17 protein-coding genes are annotated in these 18,176 nt (G+C 72.3%); 11 read left to right on the top strand and 6 right to left on the bottom strand.

The features are described 5' to 3' along the window. From sigJ to BLS95_RS31550, 4 genes are all read right to left on the bottom strand, one after another. Positions 1-927 carry an RNA polymerase sigma factor SigJ gene (gene sigJ, locus BLS95_RS31565; RefSeq protein WP_090939802.1) on the bottom strand — a complete coding sequence of 309 codons (927 nt, stop codon included), beginning with the start codon at positions 925-927 and terminating at the stop codon, positions 1-3. A 57-nt stretch (positions 928-984) separates the two neighbouring features. Further along, positions 985-1,770, bottom strand: a complete 786-nt coding sequence (locus tag BLS95_RS31560; RefSeq protein ID WP_090939569.1) for a sigma factor — start codon at positions 1,768-1,770, stop codon at positions 985-987. Between the two features lie 136 nt (positions 1,771-1,906). Beyond that, on the bottom strand, positions 1,907-2,593 hold the full coding sequence (locus BLS95_RS31555; protein ID WP_090939566.1) for a response regulator: 687 nt from the start codon (positions 2,591-2,593) through the stop codon (positions 1,907-1,909). Then, entirely contained in the window at positions 2,590-3,696 is a 1,107-nt protein-coding gene (locus tag BLS95_RS31550; RefSeq protein WP_176993474.1) for a sensor histidine kinase, read from the bottom strand. Before BLS95_RS31550 ends, BLS95_RS31555 begins: the two co-directional genes overlap by 4 nt. Positions 3,697-3,937: 241 nt before the next feature. Here BLS95_RS31550 and BLS95_RS31545 point away from each other — a divergent pair, with 241 nt between their 5' ends. The 9 genes from BLS95_RS31545 (at position 3,938) to BLS95_RS31510 (ending at position 13,981) form a co-directional block, all read left to right on the top strand. Further along, positions 3,938-4,759: an alpha/beta hydrolase gene (locus BLS95_RS31545; protein WP_090939561.1), complete on the top strand. Its 822-nt coding sequence runs from the start codon at positions 3,938-3,940 to the stop codon at positions 4,757-4,759. After that, a complete protein-coding gene (locus BLS95_RS31540) occupies positions 4,756-5,406 on the top strand; it encodes a hypothetical protein (protein WP_090939558.1) in 651 nt (216 codons plus the stop codon). Before BLS95_RS31545 ends, BLS95_RS31540 begins: the two co-directional genes overlap by 4 nt. A gap of 111 nt (positions 5,407-5,517) precedes the next feature. After that, positions 5,518-8,235, top strand: a complete 2,718-nt coding sequence (locus BLS95_RS31535) for an AAA family ATPase (RefSeq protein ID WP_090939556.1) — start codon at positions 5,518-5,520, stop codon at positions 8,233-8,235. Between the two features lie 101 nt (positions 8,236-8,336). Then, positions 8,337-8,498 carry a hypothetical protein gene (locus tag BLS95_RS55955; RefSeq protein WP_176993473.1) on the top strand — a complete coding sequence of 54 codons (162 nt, stop codon included), beginning with the start codon at positions 8,337-8,339 and terminating at the stop codon, positions 8,496-8,498. 383 nt (positions 8,499-8,881) lie between these two features. Next, positions 8,882-9,826 carry an MvdC/MvdD family ATP grasp protein gene (locus tag BLS95_RS31530; protein ID WP_143043937.1) on the top strand — a complete coding sequence of 315 codons (945 nt, stop codon included), beginning with the start codon at positions 8,882-8,884 and terminating at the stop codon, positions 9,824-9,826. 62 nt (positions 9,827-9,888) lie between these two features. Continuing rightward, complete coding sequence (locus tag BLS95_RS31525) at positions 9,889-11,004, top strand: histidine kinase (protein WP_090939550.1); 1,116 nt, start codon at positions 9,889-9,891, stop codon at positions 11,002-11,004. Further along, positions 11,001-11,648, top strand: coding sequence for a response regulator (locus BLS95_RS31520; protein ID WP_090939547.1), 648 nt, complete (start codon positions 11,001-11,003; stop codon positions 11,646-11,648). Before BLS95_RS31525 ends, BLS95_RS31520 begins: the two co-directional genes overlap by 4 nt. Before the next feature lie 540 nt (positions 11,649-12,188). Further along, positions 12,189-13,031, top strand: coding sequence for a hypothetical protein (locus BLS95_RS31515; RefSeq protein ID WP_143043936.1), 843 nt, complete (start codon positions 12,189-12,191; stop codon positions 13,029-13,031). 128 nt (positions 13,032-13,159) lie between these two features. After that, the gene (locus tag BLS95_RS31510) at positions 13,160-13,981 is read left to right on the top strand and encodes a hypothetical protein (RefSeq protein WP_090939541.1); all 822 of its coding nucleotides are present in this window, start codon (positions 13,160-13,162) and stop codon (positions 13,979-13,981) included. Between the two features lie 231 nt (positions 13,982-14,212). On the opposite strand, the gene BLS95_RS31505 is transcribed toward BLS95_RS31510, so the two are convergent. Next, complete coding sequence (locus BLS95_RS31505; RefSeq protein WP_176993472.1) at positions 14,213-15,046, bottom strand: SDR family NAD(P)-dependent oxidoreductase; 834 nt, start codon at positions 15,044-15,046, stop codon at positions 14,213-14,215. A 178-nt stretch (positions 15,047-15,224) separates the two neighbouring features. Here BLS95_RS31505 and BLS95_RS31500 point away from each other — a divergent pair, with 178 nt between their 5' ends. Beyond that, positions 15,225-15,806, top strand: coding sequence for a TetR/AcrR family transcriptional regulator (locus tag BLS95_RS31500; RefSeq protein WP_090939535.1), 582 nt, complete (start codon positions 15,225-15,227; stop codon positions 15,804-15,806). 58 nt (positions 15,807-15,864) lie between these two features. Here BLS95_RS31500 and BLS95_RS31495 read toward each other — a convergent pair whose 3' ends face one another. Continuing rightward, positions 15,865-16,245, bottom strand: a complete 381-nt coding sequence (locus BLS95_RS31495; RefSeq protein WP_090939532.1) for a nuclear transport factor 2 family protein — start codon at positions 16,243-16,245, stop codon at positions 15,865-15,867. 185 nt (positions 16,246-16,430) lie between these two features. Between BLS95_RS31495 and BLS95_RS31490 the strand changes: the two genes are divergently transcribed. After that, positions 16,431-17,990, top strand: coding sequence for an MFS transporter (locus tag BLS95_RS31490; protein ID WP_245765396.1), 1,560 nt, complete (start codon positions 16,431-16,433; stop codon positions 17,988-17,990). Positions 17,991-18,176 lie beyond the last annotated feature (186 nt).

Below are 18,176 nucleotides of genomic sequence, written 5' to 3'. Positions count from 1 at the left end.
TCAGTACCGGCCGGTCCAGGCGTGCAGCTTGTCGGGGTTCACCACGACCCAGATCCGGGTGAGGGCGTCGCCGCCGGCCTCGGTCGCGACCACGGCCACGGTGGCCCCGTGGAGGCGGATGACGATGCCGGGCCGGCCGTTGACGCTCTCCTCGGCGAACTCCAGCCCGGGTTGCTTGCGCAGCAGGCCGGCGAACAGCCGGGCCACCTTGGCGGCGCCGACGACGGCGCGCAGCCCCGCGCGTACCTTGCCGCCGCCGTCGGTGTGCACGCTCACGCCGGGGTCGAGCACGGCGACCAGGTCGTCGAAGTCCCCGCTCTCACAGGCGCGCTTGAACGCCGAGACGACGTGGCGATGCCGTTCCACCCCGGCGAGCGGGCGCGCCCGTCCCTCGGCCAGCCGCCGCCGGGCGCTGACCGCGAGCTGGCGGCAGGCCTGCGGGGTGCGCCCGGCCACCTCGGCGATCTCCGTGAAGGGCAGGCCGAAGACGTCGTGGAGCACGAAGGCGACGCGTTCGGCGGGGGTGACCGACTCCAGGATGACCAGCATGCCCATGCTGACGGACTCGTCCAGCGTCACCTGGTCGGCGGGGTCGGCCTGCCCGGCCCTGGTGCTGCTCCACGCCCCGTGGTCCCGGAGCGGCTCGGGGATCCACTCCCCCACGTACCGTTCCCGCCGTACTCTCGCCGACGTCAGCTGATCCAGGCAGATCCGCCCCACCACCCGGGTCAGCCAGGCGATCGGCGCTCGGATGTCGCGCCGCGCCTCCTCGGGCATCGCGTACAGGCGCGAGTACGCCTCCTGTACGACGTCCTCGGCGTCGTGAATGGAACCGAGCATCCGGTAGGCGAGGCCCAACAGGGTCCGCTGCTCGGCGGAAACCGACTCGTCAAGGGCGCACACGTCCTGCCGTACATCGTCCTTCATGCCCATATGACAATGCGGCCGGCGCAAACGTGACGGCTCCTGCGCGGCGGGGCCGCCTCACCCGGTCCGGATCGTGTCCGCCGGAGGGTCCGCGCGCCACGGGGCGAGTTTGTCGGGGTTCATCACGATCCATACGTGCTGGACGCGGTCGTCGCCGATGTGCAGGGAGACGACCGCGGCCGTGGTGCCGGCGACATGGACGACGAGCCCAGGGCCGCCGTTGACCGGGCGCTCCACGATGGTCACGTCGGTCTGCCCGCCGAACAGGCCGAGGACGAAACGGGCGGCCCGCTCGGCGCCGATGATCGGGTGGAGCGGCGCTCGTACGCGACCGCCGCCGTCCGCGATGACGGCGACGTCGGGGGCGAACAGCGCGGTCAGCGCGCCGACCCCGCCGTCCCGCTCGCACGCCTCCTTGAACGCCCGCGTGATGTGGTCATGACGGTGGGCGTGCCCGGCCGCGGGCGTCCCTGGCCCGGAGCCCGCCGGGGTGCGGTGGGGCGCGGCCTCCGCCGGGCGGCGGCGACCGGTCGCGACGGGCGGGCCGGTCGTGATCGAGGGGCCGCGCGTGACGGACGGGTTCGGGTTCGCGCGTGGCCCGTTCAGCCAGTCGTGGCAGAGGCGGTTCGCGACGCTGACGAGCCAGGCGGTGGGCGAGTCGATCTCGTGTTGCAATGCCTCCGGCATCGCGTACCAGCGGGCGTAGGTCTCCCGCACCACGTCCTCGGCCTCGTGCGCCGAGCCGAGCAGGCGCAGGGCGACCTCGCCGAGCAGCCGCCGCTCGCCGACGATCGCGCTGATCCCCGCGTCGGGCCGGCTCGCGGGCCACCGGTGCTCAGACATGGCTCGCGAAGCGGCGGGCGGGTCCGGAGGGGATGGCGCGCCCCCGCATCGTTCCGGCGAGGCGGTCGGCGCACATCACGCCAGCGTAACCGCCACCCGGAAGCGGCGCCCGCCAGGATTGTGTGATGTTCATGCCTCATTGACGACGCAGGGGCGTCGTTGTGTGAGGCAGCACCGGCGATCCTGGCGAGGGGCCTACGACGCCGGTCTCGTATGCGGCGATGACCAGGTGGACGCGGTTGCGGGCGCCCAGTTTGGTCAGCAGGTGGCCGACGTGCGTCTTCACGGTGCCGATGCTGACGTACAGCCGCTCGGCGATCTCCGCGTTGGACAGGCCCCTGGCCACCAGGGCGAGCACCTCGCGCTCGCGGTCGGTGATGGGAGTGGCCGGGGACGGCGGGGCGGGGCTCACGTGGCGTTCGATCAGCCGCCGGGTGACGGTCGGGGCCAGGAGGGACTCGCCTGAGGCGATCACCTCGACGGCTTTGAGCAGGTCGGCCGGGCGGGTGTCCTTGAGCAGGAAGCCCGCGGCGCCCGCTCGGAGCGCTCCGTAGACGTACTCGTCCAGGTCGAACGTGGTCACGATGAGCACGCGGGTCTCCGGGCGGTCGGCGCAGATGCGGCGGGTGGCCTCGATGCCGTCCATCACCGGCATGCGCACGTCCATGAGCACCAGGTCGGGGTGTTCGCGGCGGGCCAGCCGTACCGCCTCCTCACCCGTGGCGGCCTCGCCGACCGTGCGGAACCCCGGCGCGCTGTCGACCAGTTTGCGGAAACTGGCCCTGATGAGCGCCTGGTCGTCGGCCACCAGCACGCCGATCACAGCGGCAGCCTGGCCATGACGCGGAAGCCTGCGCGCGGCGGGTGGGCGCCGGCCTCGAACTCCCCGCCGAAAAGGTGGACGCGTTCGCGCAGTCCCGTCAGGCCGTGACCGTACGGCCGTGCCTGGGCCCGGGTGCCGTCGTCGGTGACCTCGACGAGCAGGCCGTCCTCCTGGCGCTCGATCCGTACGCGGGCATGGCGGGCTCCGGCGTGTTTGAGCACGTTGGTCAGCGCCTCCTGGACGATCCGGTAGACGGTCGGCTCCAGCTCCTCCCCCACGGTGCCCTCGATCACCAGCTCCACCCGCAGGCCCGCCGCCGTGGTCCGTTCGACGAGCGTGTCCAGGTCGGCCAGCCGGGGGGCCGGGGCGCGCTCCGCGTGGCCGTCCTCGCGCAACACGCCGAGCAGCCGCCTGGTCTCGCGCAGCGCCGACCTGCTGGTCTCCTCGATCGAGGCCAGGGTGAGGCGCATCTCCTCCGCCCCCTCCACGTGGCCCGCCACGCCCGCCTGCACCGCGATCGTGCTGAGGCTGTGGCCGATGACGTCGTGCAACTCCCTGGCGATGCGTAACCGCTCCTCCGCGGCCTCGGCCCGGGCCCGCTCCTCGGCGTGCGCGGCCAGCCGTTCGGTGTAGCGCCGGCGCTGGCGCACCGCCGTGCCGACGGCCCAGGAGGCGACCAGGATCGCCAGCAGCAGCCCGAGATCGTCGCGTACGCCGGCCGTCAGCGGCAGCTCCACCACCCCTTGCACGCCCACCGTGGCCGCCGCGACCAGGGCGACGACGGCCTGCCTGCGGGTGGCCAGCGTGTAGAGGGCGAGCGGCAGGCAGAAGGGGTCGGCGTGCGGGTCGAGGAACTCGCGCATGCCGAGCCCGCCGATCAGCACGACCACGAACACCGCCCGCGGCCACAACCGCCTGACCGCGACGGGCAGGCTGGTGGCCAGGGCCGCGGCGTAGTCGATCACGTCAGGCGGGGTGTCGTTCCGCGAGGTGGCGAGCCCGACGAAGGAGGCCGCGAGCACGACGGCGACCACGGTGTCGATCGTCACCCAGGTCCAGGTCGGTATCCGGCTCAGCAGCGGAGGGCGGATCTGTTCGCGCACGCCTACGAACGTATCCGCGCGGGTGATCTCGCACATCGGTCCTGGGACGGATGCGTCGCGGCCCGGTTCCGGGGGATGGTGGAGCGCATGATCGACGCGAGGGTGAAGCCCCCTATCGGCCGGACGCCGGCTCCCGGTGCGGTATGACGTCGCTTCATCAGCCGAACGGAGGCTGCCGGCCCGGCGGGAATCAGCTGTTCGGCCGAGGTGGACCGGCAGGCGATGATCTTAACGTGCTCGCATGAGACTTCCCCGGAGCCTGCTGCCCGCCGTGCTGCTCGCCGGCATCGCGGCCGCCGCCGGACGGCCGGTGTCGGCCGAACTGCCGCCGCCGCCCGCGTTCACCGCCGACGCGCTCCGAGCCAGGTACGAGGCCGACGGCCGCCCCGGCCGGCACTTCCTGGCCTTGAGCCGCAAGGGAGACGGCCAGGCGATCGAGGTGGTGGGCGATCTCGCCACGGCCCGTACGATCATCGTCTACGTGCCGGGCTCGGGCCAGAGCCTGGGGTCGTTCGACGGCTCCTTCGAGGGAGCCGGGCGGGCCGCCCGCGCGCTCCACTCCGAGGCCACCGCGATCGACCCGGGGACGGCCGTGATCGGCTGGCTCGGCTACGACCCGCCCGATCTGATCAACCCGGAGGTCATCACGGTCTGGCCGGCGGAACGCGGTGCGGCCCGGTTGCGGACGCTCGTCCGCGCGCTCCCCGCGCGGGCGCGGATCAGCCTGGTCTGTCACAGTTACGGCTCCGTGGTCTGCGGCCGGGCCGTGCCGGGGCTGCGGGTGAACGACCTCGTCGTGACGGGCAGCCCCGGCCTGGGCGTCCGGACGGTGGGTGAGCTGCGTACCCCGGCGCGGGTGTGGGCCGGGATCGGGCGCCGTGACGACGTGCTGCGGCCCGGTGTGATGTTCGGCCCGTTCGGGTTCGGGACGGATCCGGTGAGTCCCGGCTTCGGCGCCCGGGTCTTCGACGGCGGCGACGCCACGCACGGTTCGTACCTGCGTCCGGGCAGCCCCACGCTGAAGCGGATCGCCCGCATCGCCGTCACCGGGACCGCCGGGTGAGCGGGCTCACCGCCGTCGCGCTCGTGGTCGTCATCCTCGAACGCTGGCTCTTCACCGCCTTCGCCACCACGGACCAGGTCCGCGTCACCAGCCTGTTCACGGCCCTGCCCCCGTGGGCGCCCGCCGGCTGGCTGCTCCACCTCGCCCTCGTGGTGCTCTGCTTCGCCGCCGGTCACGCCCGGGCCACCGCCCCGTGGCCGGCGGGCCAGGTGGTGCGGCCGGTGGTGACGTTCCTGGTGGCCTGGGGTGGCGGTCTCGTCGTGCTGCTGGCCAACGGGTTCTCGCGGGACGCGGTGCTGCAGATCCTGGACGCGGCGCTCGGGCCGCTGACCTGTCTCATCCCGTATCTGCCGCTCTGGGCGGTGCCGTACCTGGCCGGTCTGGCCTGGGGACGGGGCCGGCCGGGGCCGGAGCTGCTGCCGCCGGGAAGCCGCCTGGTCGTGCTGATCAACCGCTTCGCCCTGCCGCTGTTCCTCTGGCATCCGACGGCGCTCGTCCTGGCGGCACTGGCCACGGCTCGGCTCGGGCCGATCGCGGGCCTCAACGACTCTCCCACGGGGCCGCTCTGGCTGCTCGCCCGGCTCGCCTGGCTCCCCGTCCTCGCCACCGTACTGATCGGCCTGGTGGCGCTGGCCCGCAGGCGGTAGCCCCGCCGGGGATGGAGTGTCACCGAAAGCACTCGATCGGCGACGCGACCGGCGCATAATCGGATCAGCCGCGGCGATACCGGCCCGGCTCGCTGGCAGGGAGCGGGTCACATGGCGTCTTTCGTCGGACGAGAGCACGAGCTCGGCCGCTTGCGGGCCGAGTGGCTGGCCGCCCGGGAAAAGCGGTTGAGGGCGCTGCGGGTCGTCGGGGTCGAAGGGCCGGCCGGGGTCGGGAAGAGCGAGCTGCTCAAGCGGTTCGCGCGGGGGTTCGACGGGGACCGGGTCATCTGGATCAACGGATACCAGCATCCGGTGTCGCCCAGTTACGACGTGATCAGGAGGATCCTGCGGCACCTCGGCGTCCCGCCCGCCGACCTGGCGGCCGTCTTCGGCGATCCCGAACCGGAGGCGGTGGCCGCGCGCGTCGTGCCGTACCTGCGGGCGGCGGGACGGCTGCTCCTCGTCGTCGACGACGCGCACACCGCCGACGTGAAGTCGCTGGCCGCCATCCACCTCGCGGTCCACGAGCTGTACTTCGACCCGGTGCTCACGGTGCTCGCCTTCCGGCCGGGCAGGTCCAAGTACACGCACGAAGGGCTGCAGGACCAGTGGCGGCGCCACTTCGACTCCGACGACGGAGTGCTGCTCACCCTGCGGGGTTTCTCGGTCGAGGAGATCATGACCCTGGCCGACCGCCTGGAGGTGGCCGGTCTCACCCTGCCCGTGGCACGGCAGCTGCACGAGTACACCGACGGCATCCCGCTGTACGCCACCCATCTGCTACGGCAGGTCGGCCCGCGCGGGATAACGTTCGGCCACGACCCCCTCGGCGCGCCGGACTCCGTCGCCCGGGCCATCGCCGCGCAGATCGCCTCCTTCTCCGCGGACAGCCGTAAGCTCCTGGTGGCCGCCGCCGTGCTCGGCCGCAGCTTCGCGGTCGCCGACGCCTGCGCGCTGTCCCAGGTGAGCGGCCCTGCCGAGATCCTGGAAGGCGCGACCGCGGCGGGGCTGGTCGAGGAGGTCCCGGGCACGGCGGGCCGGGAGTTCGCCTTCACCTCGCTCGCCATCAGGAACGCGATCTTCTACGACGTGAGCGCGGGCTCCCGTCGCCTGCTCCACGCCGCCGCGGCGGACCGGGGCGTCGCGCCCGTGCTGTGGCACCGCGTCCGCTCGGTGGACAGCAGCGCGGAGATCGCCCAGGAGGCGGTACGGGCCGCCCGGGCCTTCCTGTCCGGGGGCAGGTTGTCGCTGGCCGCCCGGTACGCCCGGCACGCGCTCGAACTCATGCCGCGCGGCTCCGGCCGTGCCGCCCTCCTCCTCACCGCCGTCGAGATCCTGCTGATCGCCGGCGACGCGAGCAGTGCCCATGGTTACGAGGACGAGATCGCCGGCTGCCCGGCCGGTCCGTGGCGGGACTACGTGGCCGGATACGTGACGCTGATCAGCGCCCGGATCAACCCCGCGAAGGAGAAGCTGGCCCTCGCCCTGCGGGCCGTCCGGACCGGGGCCGCGCCCGGCGACCCGCCCGACCTGCACGCCAGGATCGCGGCGCAGCTGGCGATCGCCGCCCTGGTCCGGCTCGAACGCGAGGACATGCTGCGGTACGGGACCGAGGCCATCGAGGCGGGATCCGAGGAGCGGTTCATCACCGCCCACGCGTGGTTCGCCCGCACAGTCGGGCTGGCCCTGGTCGGCCAGGCGGGCCAGGCCCTGTCGGAGCTGGCGGGCGCCCATCTGCCCGGATCCCCCGCCGGGCTCGACGGCCGGGTGGCCCGGGGGATGATCCGGCTCTGGACCGACGATCTGCCCAGGGCGTACGAGGATCTGAGCGCCTGTGTGCGGCACGTCGAGCAGGGCGAGGCCCTGCGCATCCGCCAGGCGCAGGCCTTCCTCGGCGAGGTCGAGTACCGGCAGGGCAGGCTGATCGACTCGGTCGCCACCACGCAGGCGGCGCTCGGCAACGCGGTGGTCAACCAGCGCTACTGGGACCTGCCGGTGCTGAACGCGCTGGCCTGTTATCCGCTGGCGGCACGGGGCGAATGGGAGCGGGCGCAGGAGCACGCGTCGGCCGCCACGGAATGGGCCGACCACGTCGGCACGCATGTCGGCCGGGCGTACGCCGCCGCCGCGTGGGCGACGATCGCTCAGGCGCGTGCTCACCATGAGGAGTTCCTGGACGCGAGCATCCGGCTGGAGGAGCACTACGACGCGCGGGAGCCCGGTTGCCACCTCTTCGGTCCGGCACGCGCGGACGCCCTGTCCCTCCTCGGGCGGCCCGGCGAGGCCGAGAAGGCCCTGGAACGTTTCATGCCCGTGCTGGAGGCGAGCGGCCGCCGTTCGGCGCGGGCGGTGACGGCGCGGGTTCGCGGGCAGATCGCGGCCGCCCGGGGAGAGCACCCGCAGGCGGTGGCGCACTACAAGGAGGCGGCCGGGCTGAGCGCCGACCTGCCACTGGAGCGGGGCCGGGTGGAGCTGGCCCTGGCCCGGTCACTGCACGAGCTGAAACCGCGCAGGCGCGCGGTCGCGGTGCTGCGGTCGGCGCGGGAGCGTTTCGCGGCGGCGGGGGCCGACGCCTACGTGCTCCTGGCGCAGGAGCTGGCCAGGGAGCTCGGGCACACGGACGAGGTCGCCGACGACCGCTTCGCCGGGCTGACCGGGAAGGAGCGGGAGCTCGCACACCCTCTCCTGGGGGACCAGACGTACGCGGAGATCGGCGCGGCGCTGGGGAAGAGCCATCGGACCGTGGAGTATCAGGCGGCGAGAATCTTCGAAAAGCTCGAAGTCAGGGACCGGCGGGAGTTCCGGAAATACTACGGCGATGAGGGCTGATCGAGCCGGATATACGGGTTCAACCCGGATGTGCGGCAGTCCGCCATCCGCGTAACCTCACGGCCGGACGACTCCAAGCCGAGTCCTGAGGAGGTCGGGCTGTGCGCATCACCATTGATTTGCGCAGGTCCAGGACTGGGCATCTGGAGGGGGTCGTGGAAGGCGAGGCCGGAAGGCCGGCGCTCGCCTTCCACGGGGTGATCGAGCTGGTGAACGCGCTGGAGGTCTGCCTCGCCCCGGAGCCACCCGACGACCGGCACTGAGCGGGGAGCAGGGCCGGTCTCTACGGGGATGGCCCTGATGCCCGTGCTGCCGGGCCCGTTCTACTTTTCCGGCATGTCACTCAATCTGCCGCGTGTCCCTCGCCCGAGGTGGAGCGAGCGCAACCCGCTTCCACGCGCTCTGCTCCTGGCCACGCTGCTCGGGTGGCGCCCGGTCAGACACTAGACCCCGAAGGGGGTGAACGAACATGGAGAACAAGCCGTTCATCGCCGAGATCGCCGAGCCGGTCACCGTGAAGGGCCCCGGCCGCGACCCGGTCACCGGCGTCGTGGTGATCAAGATCCTGTCGGCGAGCTGATCCTGACACGTGGTCGCGCGGGTGGAGCTGCGCCACCCGCGCGATCCTCTCTCATCGGGAGTGCGCATGATCGTCATCCTGGGTGATCCGCGAAGCCACGAGGTGGCGGACGTGGCGGCCCACCTGCCCGCCGGCCGCGTCCTGATCGTCCGGCCCGACTGGCTCGACCAGGGACGTACGCTCACCTGGTCCGGCACGGGTCTCGACCTCGGCTCCCGGACGCCGGCGGGCGACGACGTCACCGCGGTCTACGTCCGGCCCACCGTGAGCCACGACCCGCGCGGCCTCTACTGCGACTACCTCATCAGGCCGAGCGGCACGACCGATCCCGGCTATCACCATCTCGTCCGTACGGAGGCGGAGTCGACGCTGGTCGGCGCCCTCCTGGGCACCGCCGCCCGCTGGGTCAACCACCCCGGGGCCGAGACGATCGCCGAGCACAAGCTCCGCCAGCTGACCGTGGCGCGGGAGGCCGGGCTGCGCACGCCCGCGACACTCATCTCCGACGACCCCGAGCGGCTCGCCGGGTTCTGGCACGCGCACGGCGGCGAGGTCGTGACCAAGGCGGTCAGCAGCCTGTCCCGCAGGCACGTCAAGGAGACCATCGTCACCCGGCGCGTCACGGCCGGGCATCTCGCCGTGCTGGAGCGGGGGACCCCGGGCGTCGTCCTGTTCCAGGAGCTCGTCCCCGCCGCCCTCGATTTGCGCGTCACCCTCGTGGGGCCGGAGACGTTCAGCTGCGCCATCCACAGCCAGGAGGGCGACAGCCCGCTCGACTGGCGGCTGGACCAGTCCGTCCCCATGACGCCGCACCCCCTCGACCCGCGTACCGAGTCGGCGCTGCACCAGGTCAGGGAGCGGCTCGGCCTGGAGTACGGCGCCGCCGACCTGCGGCTCACCCCCGACGGGGTACCGGTCTTCCTGGAGATCAATCCCTGCCCCGAGTTCTCGTTCGCCGAGCACCGGGTGGGCATGCCGATCGCCCGGGCGGTCGCCGCTCTGCTCCAGTGACGGCGGAGAACAGTACTTTCGGCCGGTATGGGCCGGGCGGGTCCCGTCCTAGCCTGGACGCCGTGCGTGTTCCCGTTCGATTCGGCACGGTGGTCGATGCCGGGCTCGGTGTCGTGTTCGCGGCGGCCGTGGCCTTCCAGGCGTACCAGGTGGCCGACGTCTGGGGCGCCCGTTACTGGCCGTTCGGCGCGGCGGTCGCGGCCTCGGTGTGCGTGCTCGCCCTGGTGCGCCGTGTCAGCCCGCTGTGGACCGCTGTGGCGGGCCTGACCGTGGCGGTGCTCGCCGTCCTCGTCACCCGTCTCGTTCACCTGCCCGCCGAGCCGAGCCCCGCCGCGTCCCTGGGCCTGGCGGTGCTCACCGGCTCCGCGCTCAGGACGTTGCCCGCCCGCGGGGCCTGCGTGGTGGGCGGCGCGGGGTTGGCCGTGGTGGCGGGCGGGCTGCTGGCCGGTCCCGGCTCTGCCGTGCCGGTGCTGAGCGGCCTGGCCTGGCTCGCCGGGGTGGCGGTCGGGCTCGGCCTGCGGCTGCTGGCCGCCCGCCACCGCGCGGCCACCGAGCTCGTACGGCGGGCCGAACGCCTGGAGCTGGCCAGGGAGCTGCACGACGTCGTCGCCCACCACATCACGAGCATCGTGCTGCAAGCCCAGGCCGCCCGGCTCGTCACCGCCAAGCACCCGGACAGGACGGCCGACTCCCTGGCCGGCATCGAGACCGCGGGCTCCGAGGCCCTGGCCGCCACCCGCCGCGCGGTCGGCCTGCTACGCGACACCGCTCCCGCGCCCGAGGGCCACGAACGCCTCGATGAGCTGATCGAGCGCTTCGAGAGCCATGGCCGCCGGGCGAGTCTGCGGCTGGACGCCGAGCCCTCCGGCTGGCCGCCCGAGGTCAGCAGCACCGTCTACCGGGTCGTACGCGAGTCGCTGACCAACGCCGCCAGGCACGCCAGGAACGCCGCCACGGTCACCGTCGGCATCACCCAGCACGACGAGGGGGTCACGGTCGAGGTCGAGGACGACGCCCCGCAGGCTCCGGCCCTCCGTTACCGCCGCGCCGGATACGGCCTGGCCGGCATGCGCGAACGCGTCGAAGCCCTCGGCGGCACCCTGACCGCGGGTCCCCGTCCCGGCACCGGCTGGGCCGTCCGCGCCACCATCCCCACCGGCGAACCCCCTCGGCCATGACCATCCGCGTGCTACTGGCCGACGACCAGGCGATGATCCGGGCCAGCCTGCGGATCATCCTGGAGGACCAGCCCGACATCACCGTGGTCGCGGAGGCGGGCGACGGTGTGGAGGCGATCGAGCAGGCCCGCCGGACGAACCCGGACGTGTGCCTGGTGGACGTCCAGATGCCCCGCCTCGACGGGATCGAGGTCGCCCGCGCGCTGGCCGGCGCGCCGACCCGGGTGGTCATGGTCACCACGTTCGACCTGGACGAGTACGTCTATGGCGCGCTGCGGCGCGGGGCGGCCGGGTTCGTGCTGAAGGACGCGGGTCCCAGGCTGCTGGTCGAGGCCGTGCGGGCGGCGTACGCGGGGGACGCGCTCATCTCGCCGTCGATCACGTTGCGGTTGCTGCGCCACCTCGCCGACCGCGAGGCCCGGGCCGCCGCCCGCGCGCCCGCCTCTCCCCTGTCCGCGCGGGAGACCGAGATCGTCGAGGCGGTCGCCCGGGGATGCACCAACCGGGAGATCGCCGACGAGTTCTTCCTTTCGCTGAGCACGGTCAAAGGGCATGTGTCGGGCATCATGGACAAGCTCGGCGTCCGCAACCGGGTCGAGATCGTGGCCTGGGCCTGGGAGAACCACCTGATCGACACGGACTGACCGGACTCCTTCCCGCACCGTCGCCCCCGCCGGCCAGGAAGTTGTTCGCCGCGACCGATCGCCACGCACGCCGAGGCCAACGCGGACGCCACGCACGCCGAAGCCGACGCGGACGCCGTGGTCGCCGCGACCGCCGCCGCACCGACCGACCCTGCCGCGACACTCGCCTGTCGGGTGCCGGCACGGTCCCCGTCATCCAGCGTCGTCGCCCGGCGCGGTCCCCGTCATCCAGCATCGTCGCCCGGCGCGGTCCCCGTCGCCCAGCATCGTCGCCCGGCGCGGTCCCCGTCGTCCAGCATCGTCGTCCGGCGCGGTCCTGGTCATCCAGGGTCATCGTCCGGCGCTGGGCCGCCGGCGACGGGCGGACCTCGCTGGTCAACGGCTGCGAACGGTGGACAACGTCGCCGCCTGGCTGGTCAACGACCGGCCGCTTAAGCAGGAGTCACCGGAAAACGTCCGGACGTGGTTCGGCGCTCCCGTGGCTCGGGTTCACAGGCGCCGAGCTCGCCGGATCACTTCAACGCGAGAGGAGCGTTCAAGGTGACACCACCTTCGAAGTTGCGTCGTGCGGTGGCCGGGCTGGCGGTGGGCGGCGTCGTCGCCACCGGCGTCTTCGCCATCGACGCGACCAGTGCGAGCGCGAGCACCAGCGCCGCCGACCCGTTCGGCGGGTTCGGCGACGGGTTCCTGGGGTCCGGCGGTGACCCGGGCTTCAGCCTGCCCGACCCCTTCGGCGGCGGCGACCCCCTCGGCGACATCGCCGACGACCTGCTCGGTGGCTCCGACCTGACGGCCCCGCGCACGGGCAGCGGGTCATCGGGCATGTCCACCGGCCGTACGACCATCAGCGGCTTCGATCTCCCCACCTTCGCCAAGGACACGCTGCAGAAGCTCGGCAGCCAGGCCCTGAAGCGCTGGTACGACCAGAAGGTCGGCAAGGCCGTCAGCCGCGACAGCCGCTCGTACGGGTCGAACGACTGGTACGGCCGGATTCGTCCGGGCCAGCAAGGGCAGAAATGCCGCCCGGCCGCGTACGTACGCCTGTACGGGACGACGATCCGCAAGGGCAAGCTCGCCTCCGACGCCTTCATCGGCGGCCGGAACCTCGGCAAGACGCTGATCCTCGGCCGCGACGCCTTCTTGGCCCTCTTCGGCGACAAGCTCAAGGCGCGCAGCACCGCCAACTACTTCTTCGTGTCCCGGCGCAACGCCGAGTCCTTCAGCCCGCAACCCCAGGTGGCCAAGAACACCGTCCTGGAAGACCGCAACCGCTACTCCGCGAACTTCCTGGACCGGGGCGTCACCTACACCGTGCTCGTGAAGTACGTCAACACCTGCAACGAGCAGGTCGTCGACGTGCTGGGCCGGATCCGGCGCCGCTGACCGGCCGCGCCGACGTACCCGCAGTAGCAGCCCGGCGGGAGCCGACCGCTCCCGCCCGGTTCCAACCGATGCGCGGGCCGGGCCCAGCGGGTGCCTGGCCTGTCAGCCACGATCAACGAGGTGAATCCATGAATCTGAAGTCCCGATCGACTCGCGTCCGGCTGGTGGCCGTGGCCGGCGCGCTCGCCGTCCTGGCCGGCGGCGGGCAGCTGACGATGAGCCACGCCAACGCGGACCCCGACCCGTGCGCCGCGGAGGCGGGCATCGACTGCACCGACGCGTCCCTGGCCGCGGCGGCCATGCCCGGCGACGAGACCGGCCTGATGGACGAGTCTGCCGATGTCGCCGCTGAGGAGGCCGAGGAGCCCGTTTCCGACGAGATCACCGTCAAGGCGGAGAACTGGGACGCCGTGTCCGAGTCGACGCTGGAGGTCGAGGGGTCCGCGACGGACGAGGGCACCGGCGGCTCGGACGACGCGGAGAGCACCGGGACCGTCGGCGGCTCGGAAGCGGCGGAGGGCACCGGCGGCGCCCTCATGGAGGAGGAGAGCGCTTCCGGCTACGTCGAGAGCGGCGCCGACGACGTGCGCAGCGGGAAGTACCCCACGGTGCCGTCAGGCCGCACGGCGTGCAGCTCGGTCCTGGGCATCAAGGCCCCCGACCTGGCGAAAAAGCGGTATGTGGTGGCCTGGAAGGGCGACTCCTCGGGCGGCGCCCCCGCCTGGCGCCTGGAGTTCTACCACGGGTCGGACCCGATCAACACCAGGGCCGGCAAGGGCTGGACGCGGGTGGACGGCAGCGGCGACCGCGATCCGAGCGAGGAGTACGTCGTCCGTACTGATGACGTGGGACCCGAAGGCCTCCTCAACTGGCGGATGTGCGTCCGAAACCTCGGCGCGGACAACCTGACCGGCGACTGGGAACTGGAAACCAAGATCAGCACCAAGTGAGCCACCCAACCGACCGGCCGGCGAGGCCCCCGTCTCGCCGGCCGGTTTCCGCTGAGCCCGCCTCCGACGGACCGCTCCCTGATGGGGCCGGTCTCCGATTCCGATGGGGCCGGTCTCTAATGGGCCGGTTCCGGATGAGGCGGTTCCCGATGGGCCAGTTCCCGATGAGCCGATCCCAATGAGCCGATCCCGATGAGGCGATCCCGATGAGGCGATCCCGATGAGGCGGTTTCAGATGCTGCGGTGGCCGCTGACGGCGGCGCGGCGTTCGGCCAGGCTTGGGGCGAGGGCGGCGTCGATGGCCAGTGGGTCGCGGGCGTTGAGGTCCTCCATCGCGCGGCGTTCGGGCAGTTGCGTGTTGATGTCGATGTGCCGGGCCTCCAGACCGGCCATCAGCTCGGCGACCACGTCGCCGACGGGCCGCAGGCCGTAGCCGAGGTCCTCGCCCGCCTGAGTGGTCGCCATCATGGGCGTGTCGACGGGCCCAGGGTAGACGGTGGCGACGTGGACACCGCTGCCGATCAGCTCGCGGCGTACCGACTCGTCGAACCGGGTCAGGCCGGCCTTGGTGGCGGCGTAGACCGCGTAGTAGGGCAGGCCGACCAGGGCGCTGGCGGAGGCGATGCCGACCAGGGCGGCGTGCCCGTGCTCGGCGCCGGCGGCACGCAGATACGGCAAAGCGGCCCTGGTCGCGAGCACCGGGGCGAGCAGGTTGAGCCGGATCATGGCTGTGATGTCGGCCACGTCGATGTCCTCCAGCGGCGCCGCCCGTACGTTGCCCGCGTTGTTGACCAGGACGTCGAGACCCCCGAGCACGGAGACGGCCCGCGCCACCACCCGTTCCGGCTCCCCGTCCAAGGTGAGGTCGGCGGCGATCGGGTGGGCGGTGCCGCCGCGCTCGGCGACCAGCGCCGCGGTCTCCGCCAGGGCGGCGGCGCGACGGCCGACCAGCGCGAGCGCCCCCTGGCGCGCGGCGAGCTCGACGGCCAGGGCGCGGCCGATCCCGCTGCCCGCACCGGTGATGAGGGTACGGCGCCCCCGCAGGTCAAGGGCTACATCCTGCATCTTCATGTCCTTTCGCATATCGAAGGCGAGGAACCTGTCCGGGCGGCACGGCGTGCCGCGGGGAGAGGATCGCCCTCCAGCAAGGACGGGCTCACGGGCACCGTCCTTGACACCACTGTCATCTTTGACAGACTTGCAAAGTTTGACGATGATGTCAAAGATGACGTAGGGTCGCGGCATGGTCGGACAGCGGCAGTTTGACGAGAAGCAGACGCTGGGCCGGGTCAGGGACGTCTTCTGGGCCAAGGGCTACGGGGCGACGTCCATGCAGGACCTCGCCACAGCCTCGGGTGTGCAGCGCGGCTCGCTCTACAACGCCTACCGCGACAAGGAGACCCTGTTCCTGCGCGCCTACGAGGGCTATGCCGACGACATGCGCGGCGACGTGGCCGACGCGCTGGCCCACCCCGACGCCCGCCACGCCCTTCTCGACTTCTTCGACCTCACCATCACGTCCATGACAGCGGGAGTGCCCACCCGCGGCTGCCTGACGACGAAGACGGCCGTCGACACCAAGGCCGAGGGAGAGGCGATCCGCGCCGCCCTGCGGGGCCTGCTCGACGAGTTGGAGCGGCTCCTGCGCGACCGCCTCTCGGCGGAGGAGGCCCGGGCGCGGCTGACCATCCCCCCGGCCGAGGCGGCCCGGGTCCTGATCACCATGACCCGTGGGATCGTGGTGATGGAGCGCGTCTACCAGGATGCCGACCGCCTGCGCGCCACGGCCTCCGCCCTGATCGACGCCCTACTCCCCCGCGCCTGAACACTCGGGGTCGCCCGGACCCGTCCGCCCGGCACGTGCTCCCCCGTGATCGCCGCGATCAGAACATTCCGTGCGGGACCTGCTCCGCGTCCGGCACCGCCTGCATCACGTCCCAGTGCTCGACGATCTGCCCGTCGACCAGCCGCCAGATGTCGATGACGGCCACGCCACGCGGTTCCTCGGCCGTGACCATGTGATAGTGCATCACCACGTAGTCGTCGTCGGCGATGACCCGTTTGAGGTCGAGCCGGGCACCGGCCACCGGAGCCTCGGCCATGAACGCGATGAACGCGTCCCGCCCGGACGGATTCCCGGGGCTGTGCTCGATGAAGTCCTCGTGGATGATCTCGCGGAGCACGTCGATGTTCCCCTTCGCGAACTCGGTGAACCCGCGAAGACCCACTTCCCTGTTGCGTGCGGCTTTGCTGCTGTCACTCATGGGCCCCACCGTCGCAGCGGCCGCCCGGCCCTGTCGATTACATGCCATGTAATCGTGATGGCGGGTCCGTGGGCGTCCGGCTTCGTCTGGGTAGGTTCGTGGCGGTTGTCGCTCAGCTGGTCGCTCAACCGGTGCGCGACTACCGGTTGACCTCAATCCAAGTTGAGTTTCTAGGGTGGGCTGGCGTGAACGATTTCTCGCGGCCGCAGGCCGGACGGCGGGAGTGGGCCGGTCTGGCCGTACTCATCCTGCCCACCCTGCTCCTCTCGATCGACATGTCCGTGTTGCACCTGGCGGTTCCCTCGCTGACCGAGGATCTGAGGCCCACCGGTGCGCAGTTGCTGTGGATCTCTGACATTTACGGATTCCTCATAGCGGGTTTCCTGATCACGATGGGGACGCTCGGCGACCGCATCGGTCGCAGACGGCTGCTGCTGTTAGGTGGCGTGGCGTTCGCGGCGGCCTCGGTGCTCGCGGCGTACGCCACCACGCCCCTGCTGCTGATTCTGGCCCGGGCGCTGCTTGGCGTCGCCGGGGCCACGCTGATGCCGTCCACGCTGTCATTGATCAGCAACATGTTCCTGGACCCGCGGCAGCGGACCAAGGCGGTCAGCCTGTGGATGACCGGGTTCACCGGTGGCATGGTCGTCGGGCCGCTGGTCGGCGGGCTGCTGCTGGAGTGGTTCTGGTGGGGGGCGGTCTTCCTGCTGAACGTGCCGGTCATGGTGGTGTTGCTGGTGGCCGGGCCGTTGCTGCTGCCCGAGTACCGCGCACCGGGCGCGGGCCGGGTCGATCTGGTGAGCGTGGTGCTGTCATTGGGAGCGGTCCTGCCGACGATCTATGGAGTCAAGGAGTTCGCGGCGAACGGGCTCTCCTGGCCGTCCGTACTCGCCGTCGTGGCGGGCCTGGTCCTGGGCACGGTGTTCATCCGGCGGCAGCGACTCCTGGCCGACCCGTTGCTGGACCTGGGCCTGTTCGCCAATCGCCAGGTCAGTGCCTGCCTGGGGACCCTGATGCTGGTCACCCTGCTGGGTCCCGGGCTCAGTCTGCTCACCGGTCAGTACCTTCAGCTCGCCGAGGGGCTGTCCCCGCTGGCGGCCGGGATGTGGATGGTGCCGATGACAGCGGCGGTGATCGTCGGCTTCGTCATCACCCCCAGGCTCGCCGGCCGGTTCCGTCCGGCTCACGTCATCGTCGGCGGGCTCGCCCTGGCCGTCCTGGGCATGGTTCTGCTGGCCCAGGTCGAGGGCACCGGCGGGCTGGCGTACGTGGTGGTGGGGCAGTCGCTGTTCTTCGCCGGGAGTTCGCCGCTCGTGGTCCTGGGGATCGACATGGTGGTGGGCGCGGCGCCGCCGGAGCGGTCGGGCTCGGCCGCCGCGCTGTCGGAGACCGGGCAGGAGTTCTCGGCGGCCCTCGGGCTCGCCGTACTCGGTAGCTTGTCGGCGGTGGTCTACCGGACGAGCTTCACCGCGCCGGCCGACCTCGACGGCGCGGCCGCCGAAACGGCCCGCGGCACCTTCGGCGGTGCCTTCGCGGTCGCCGCCGACCAGCCCGCCGAGGTCGCCGCGGTCCTGCTGGCCGACGCCCGGGCAGCGTTCACCGATGGCCTGGCCGTCGCCGCCGTCGCGAGCGTGGTCATCCTCCTGGCGGCCGCGGTCCTCGTGGTCACCGCGCTCCGGCATCTGCCGCCCCTCGGCTCGCCCGCGACCGCCGACACCGGGCACGCCGAGGCCCCTTCCACCTGACGCCGCCACGACGTCGCCGAGCCGGCGCGGCGGCGGAAGGCTGCGGGGGCAACTGGCACCCGCAGGGGGAAGGGCGGTCGGTCAGCACGGTAGCAAGGGGCCGCCGTTGACCCTGAGGCCCACGTCCAAGCGGCGGTCCAGCATGTTCACCGTGCTCGCGAGGACGGACGAGGTCGTCCTCGCGTG

The sequence above is a fragment of the Nonomuraea jiangxiensis genome, from assembly GCF_900099965.1.
Lineage (GTDB): Bacteria > Actinomycetota > Actinomycetes > Streptosporangiales > Streptosporangiaceae > Nonomuraea > Nonomuraea jiangxiensis.
The sequence above is the reverse complement of the archived record's forward strand: the minus strand, read 5'-3'. Positions and strand labels throughout refer to the sequence as shown.

What these genes read in the sequence shown, in the direction of transcription:
- sigJ (WP_090939802.1), bottom strand. Translation starts at nt 927, where the DNA reads ATGAAGGACGATGTACGGCAGGACGTGTGCGCCCTTGACGAGTCGGTT.
- BLS95_RS31560 (WP_090939569.1), bottom strand. Translation starts at nt 1,770, where the DNA reads ATGTCTGAGCACCGGTGGCCCGCGAGCCGGCCCGACGCGGGGATCAGC.
- BLS95_RS31545 (WP_090939561.1), top strand. Translation starts at nt 3,938, where the DNA reads ATGAGACTTCCCCGGAGCCTGCTGCCCGCCGTGCTGCTCGCCGGCATC.
- BLS95_RS31535 (WP_090939556.1), top strand. Translation starts at nt 5,518, where the DNA reads ATGGCGTCTTTCGTCGGACGAGAGCACGAGCTCGGCCGCTTGCGGGCC.
- BLS95_RS31530 (WP_143043937.1), top strand. Translation starts at nt 8,882, where the DNA reads ATGATCGTCATCCTGGGTGATCCGCGAAGCCACGAGGTGGCGGACGTG.
- BLS95_RS31520 (WP_090939547.1), top strand. Translation starts at nt 11,001, where the DNA reads ATGACCATCCGCGTGCTACTGGCCGACGACCAGGCGATGATCCGGGCC.
- BLS95_RS31510 (WP_090939541.1), top strand. Translation starts at nt 13,160, where the DNA reads ATGAATCTGAAGTCCCGATCGACTCGCGTCCGGCTGGTGGCCGTGGCC.
- BLS95_RS31505 (WP_176993472.1), bottom strand. Translation starts at nt 15,046, where the DNA reads ATGCAGGATGTAGCCCTTGACCTGCGGGGGCGCCGTACCCTCATCACC.
- BLS95_RS31500 (WP_090939535.1), top strand. Translation starts at nt 15,225, where the DNA reads ATGGTCGGACAGCGGCAGTTTGACGAGAAGCAGACGCTGGGCCGGGTC.
- BLS95_RS31495 (WP_090939532.1), bottom strand. Translation starts at nt 16,245, where the DNA reads ATGAGTGACAGCAGCAAAGCCGCACGCAACAGGGAAGTGGGTCTTCGC.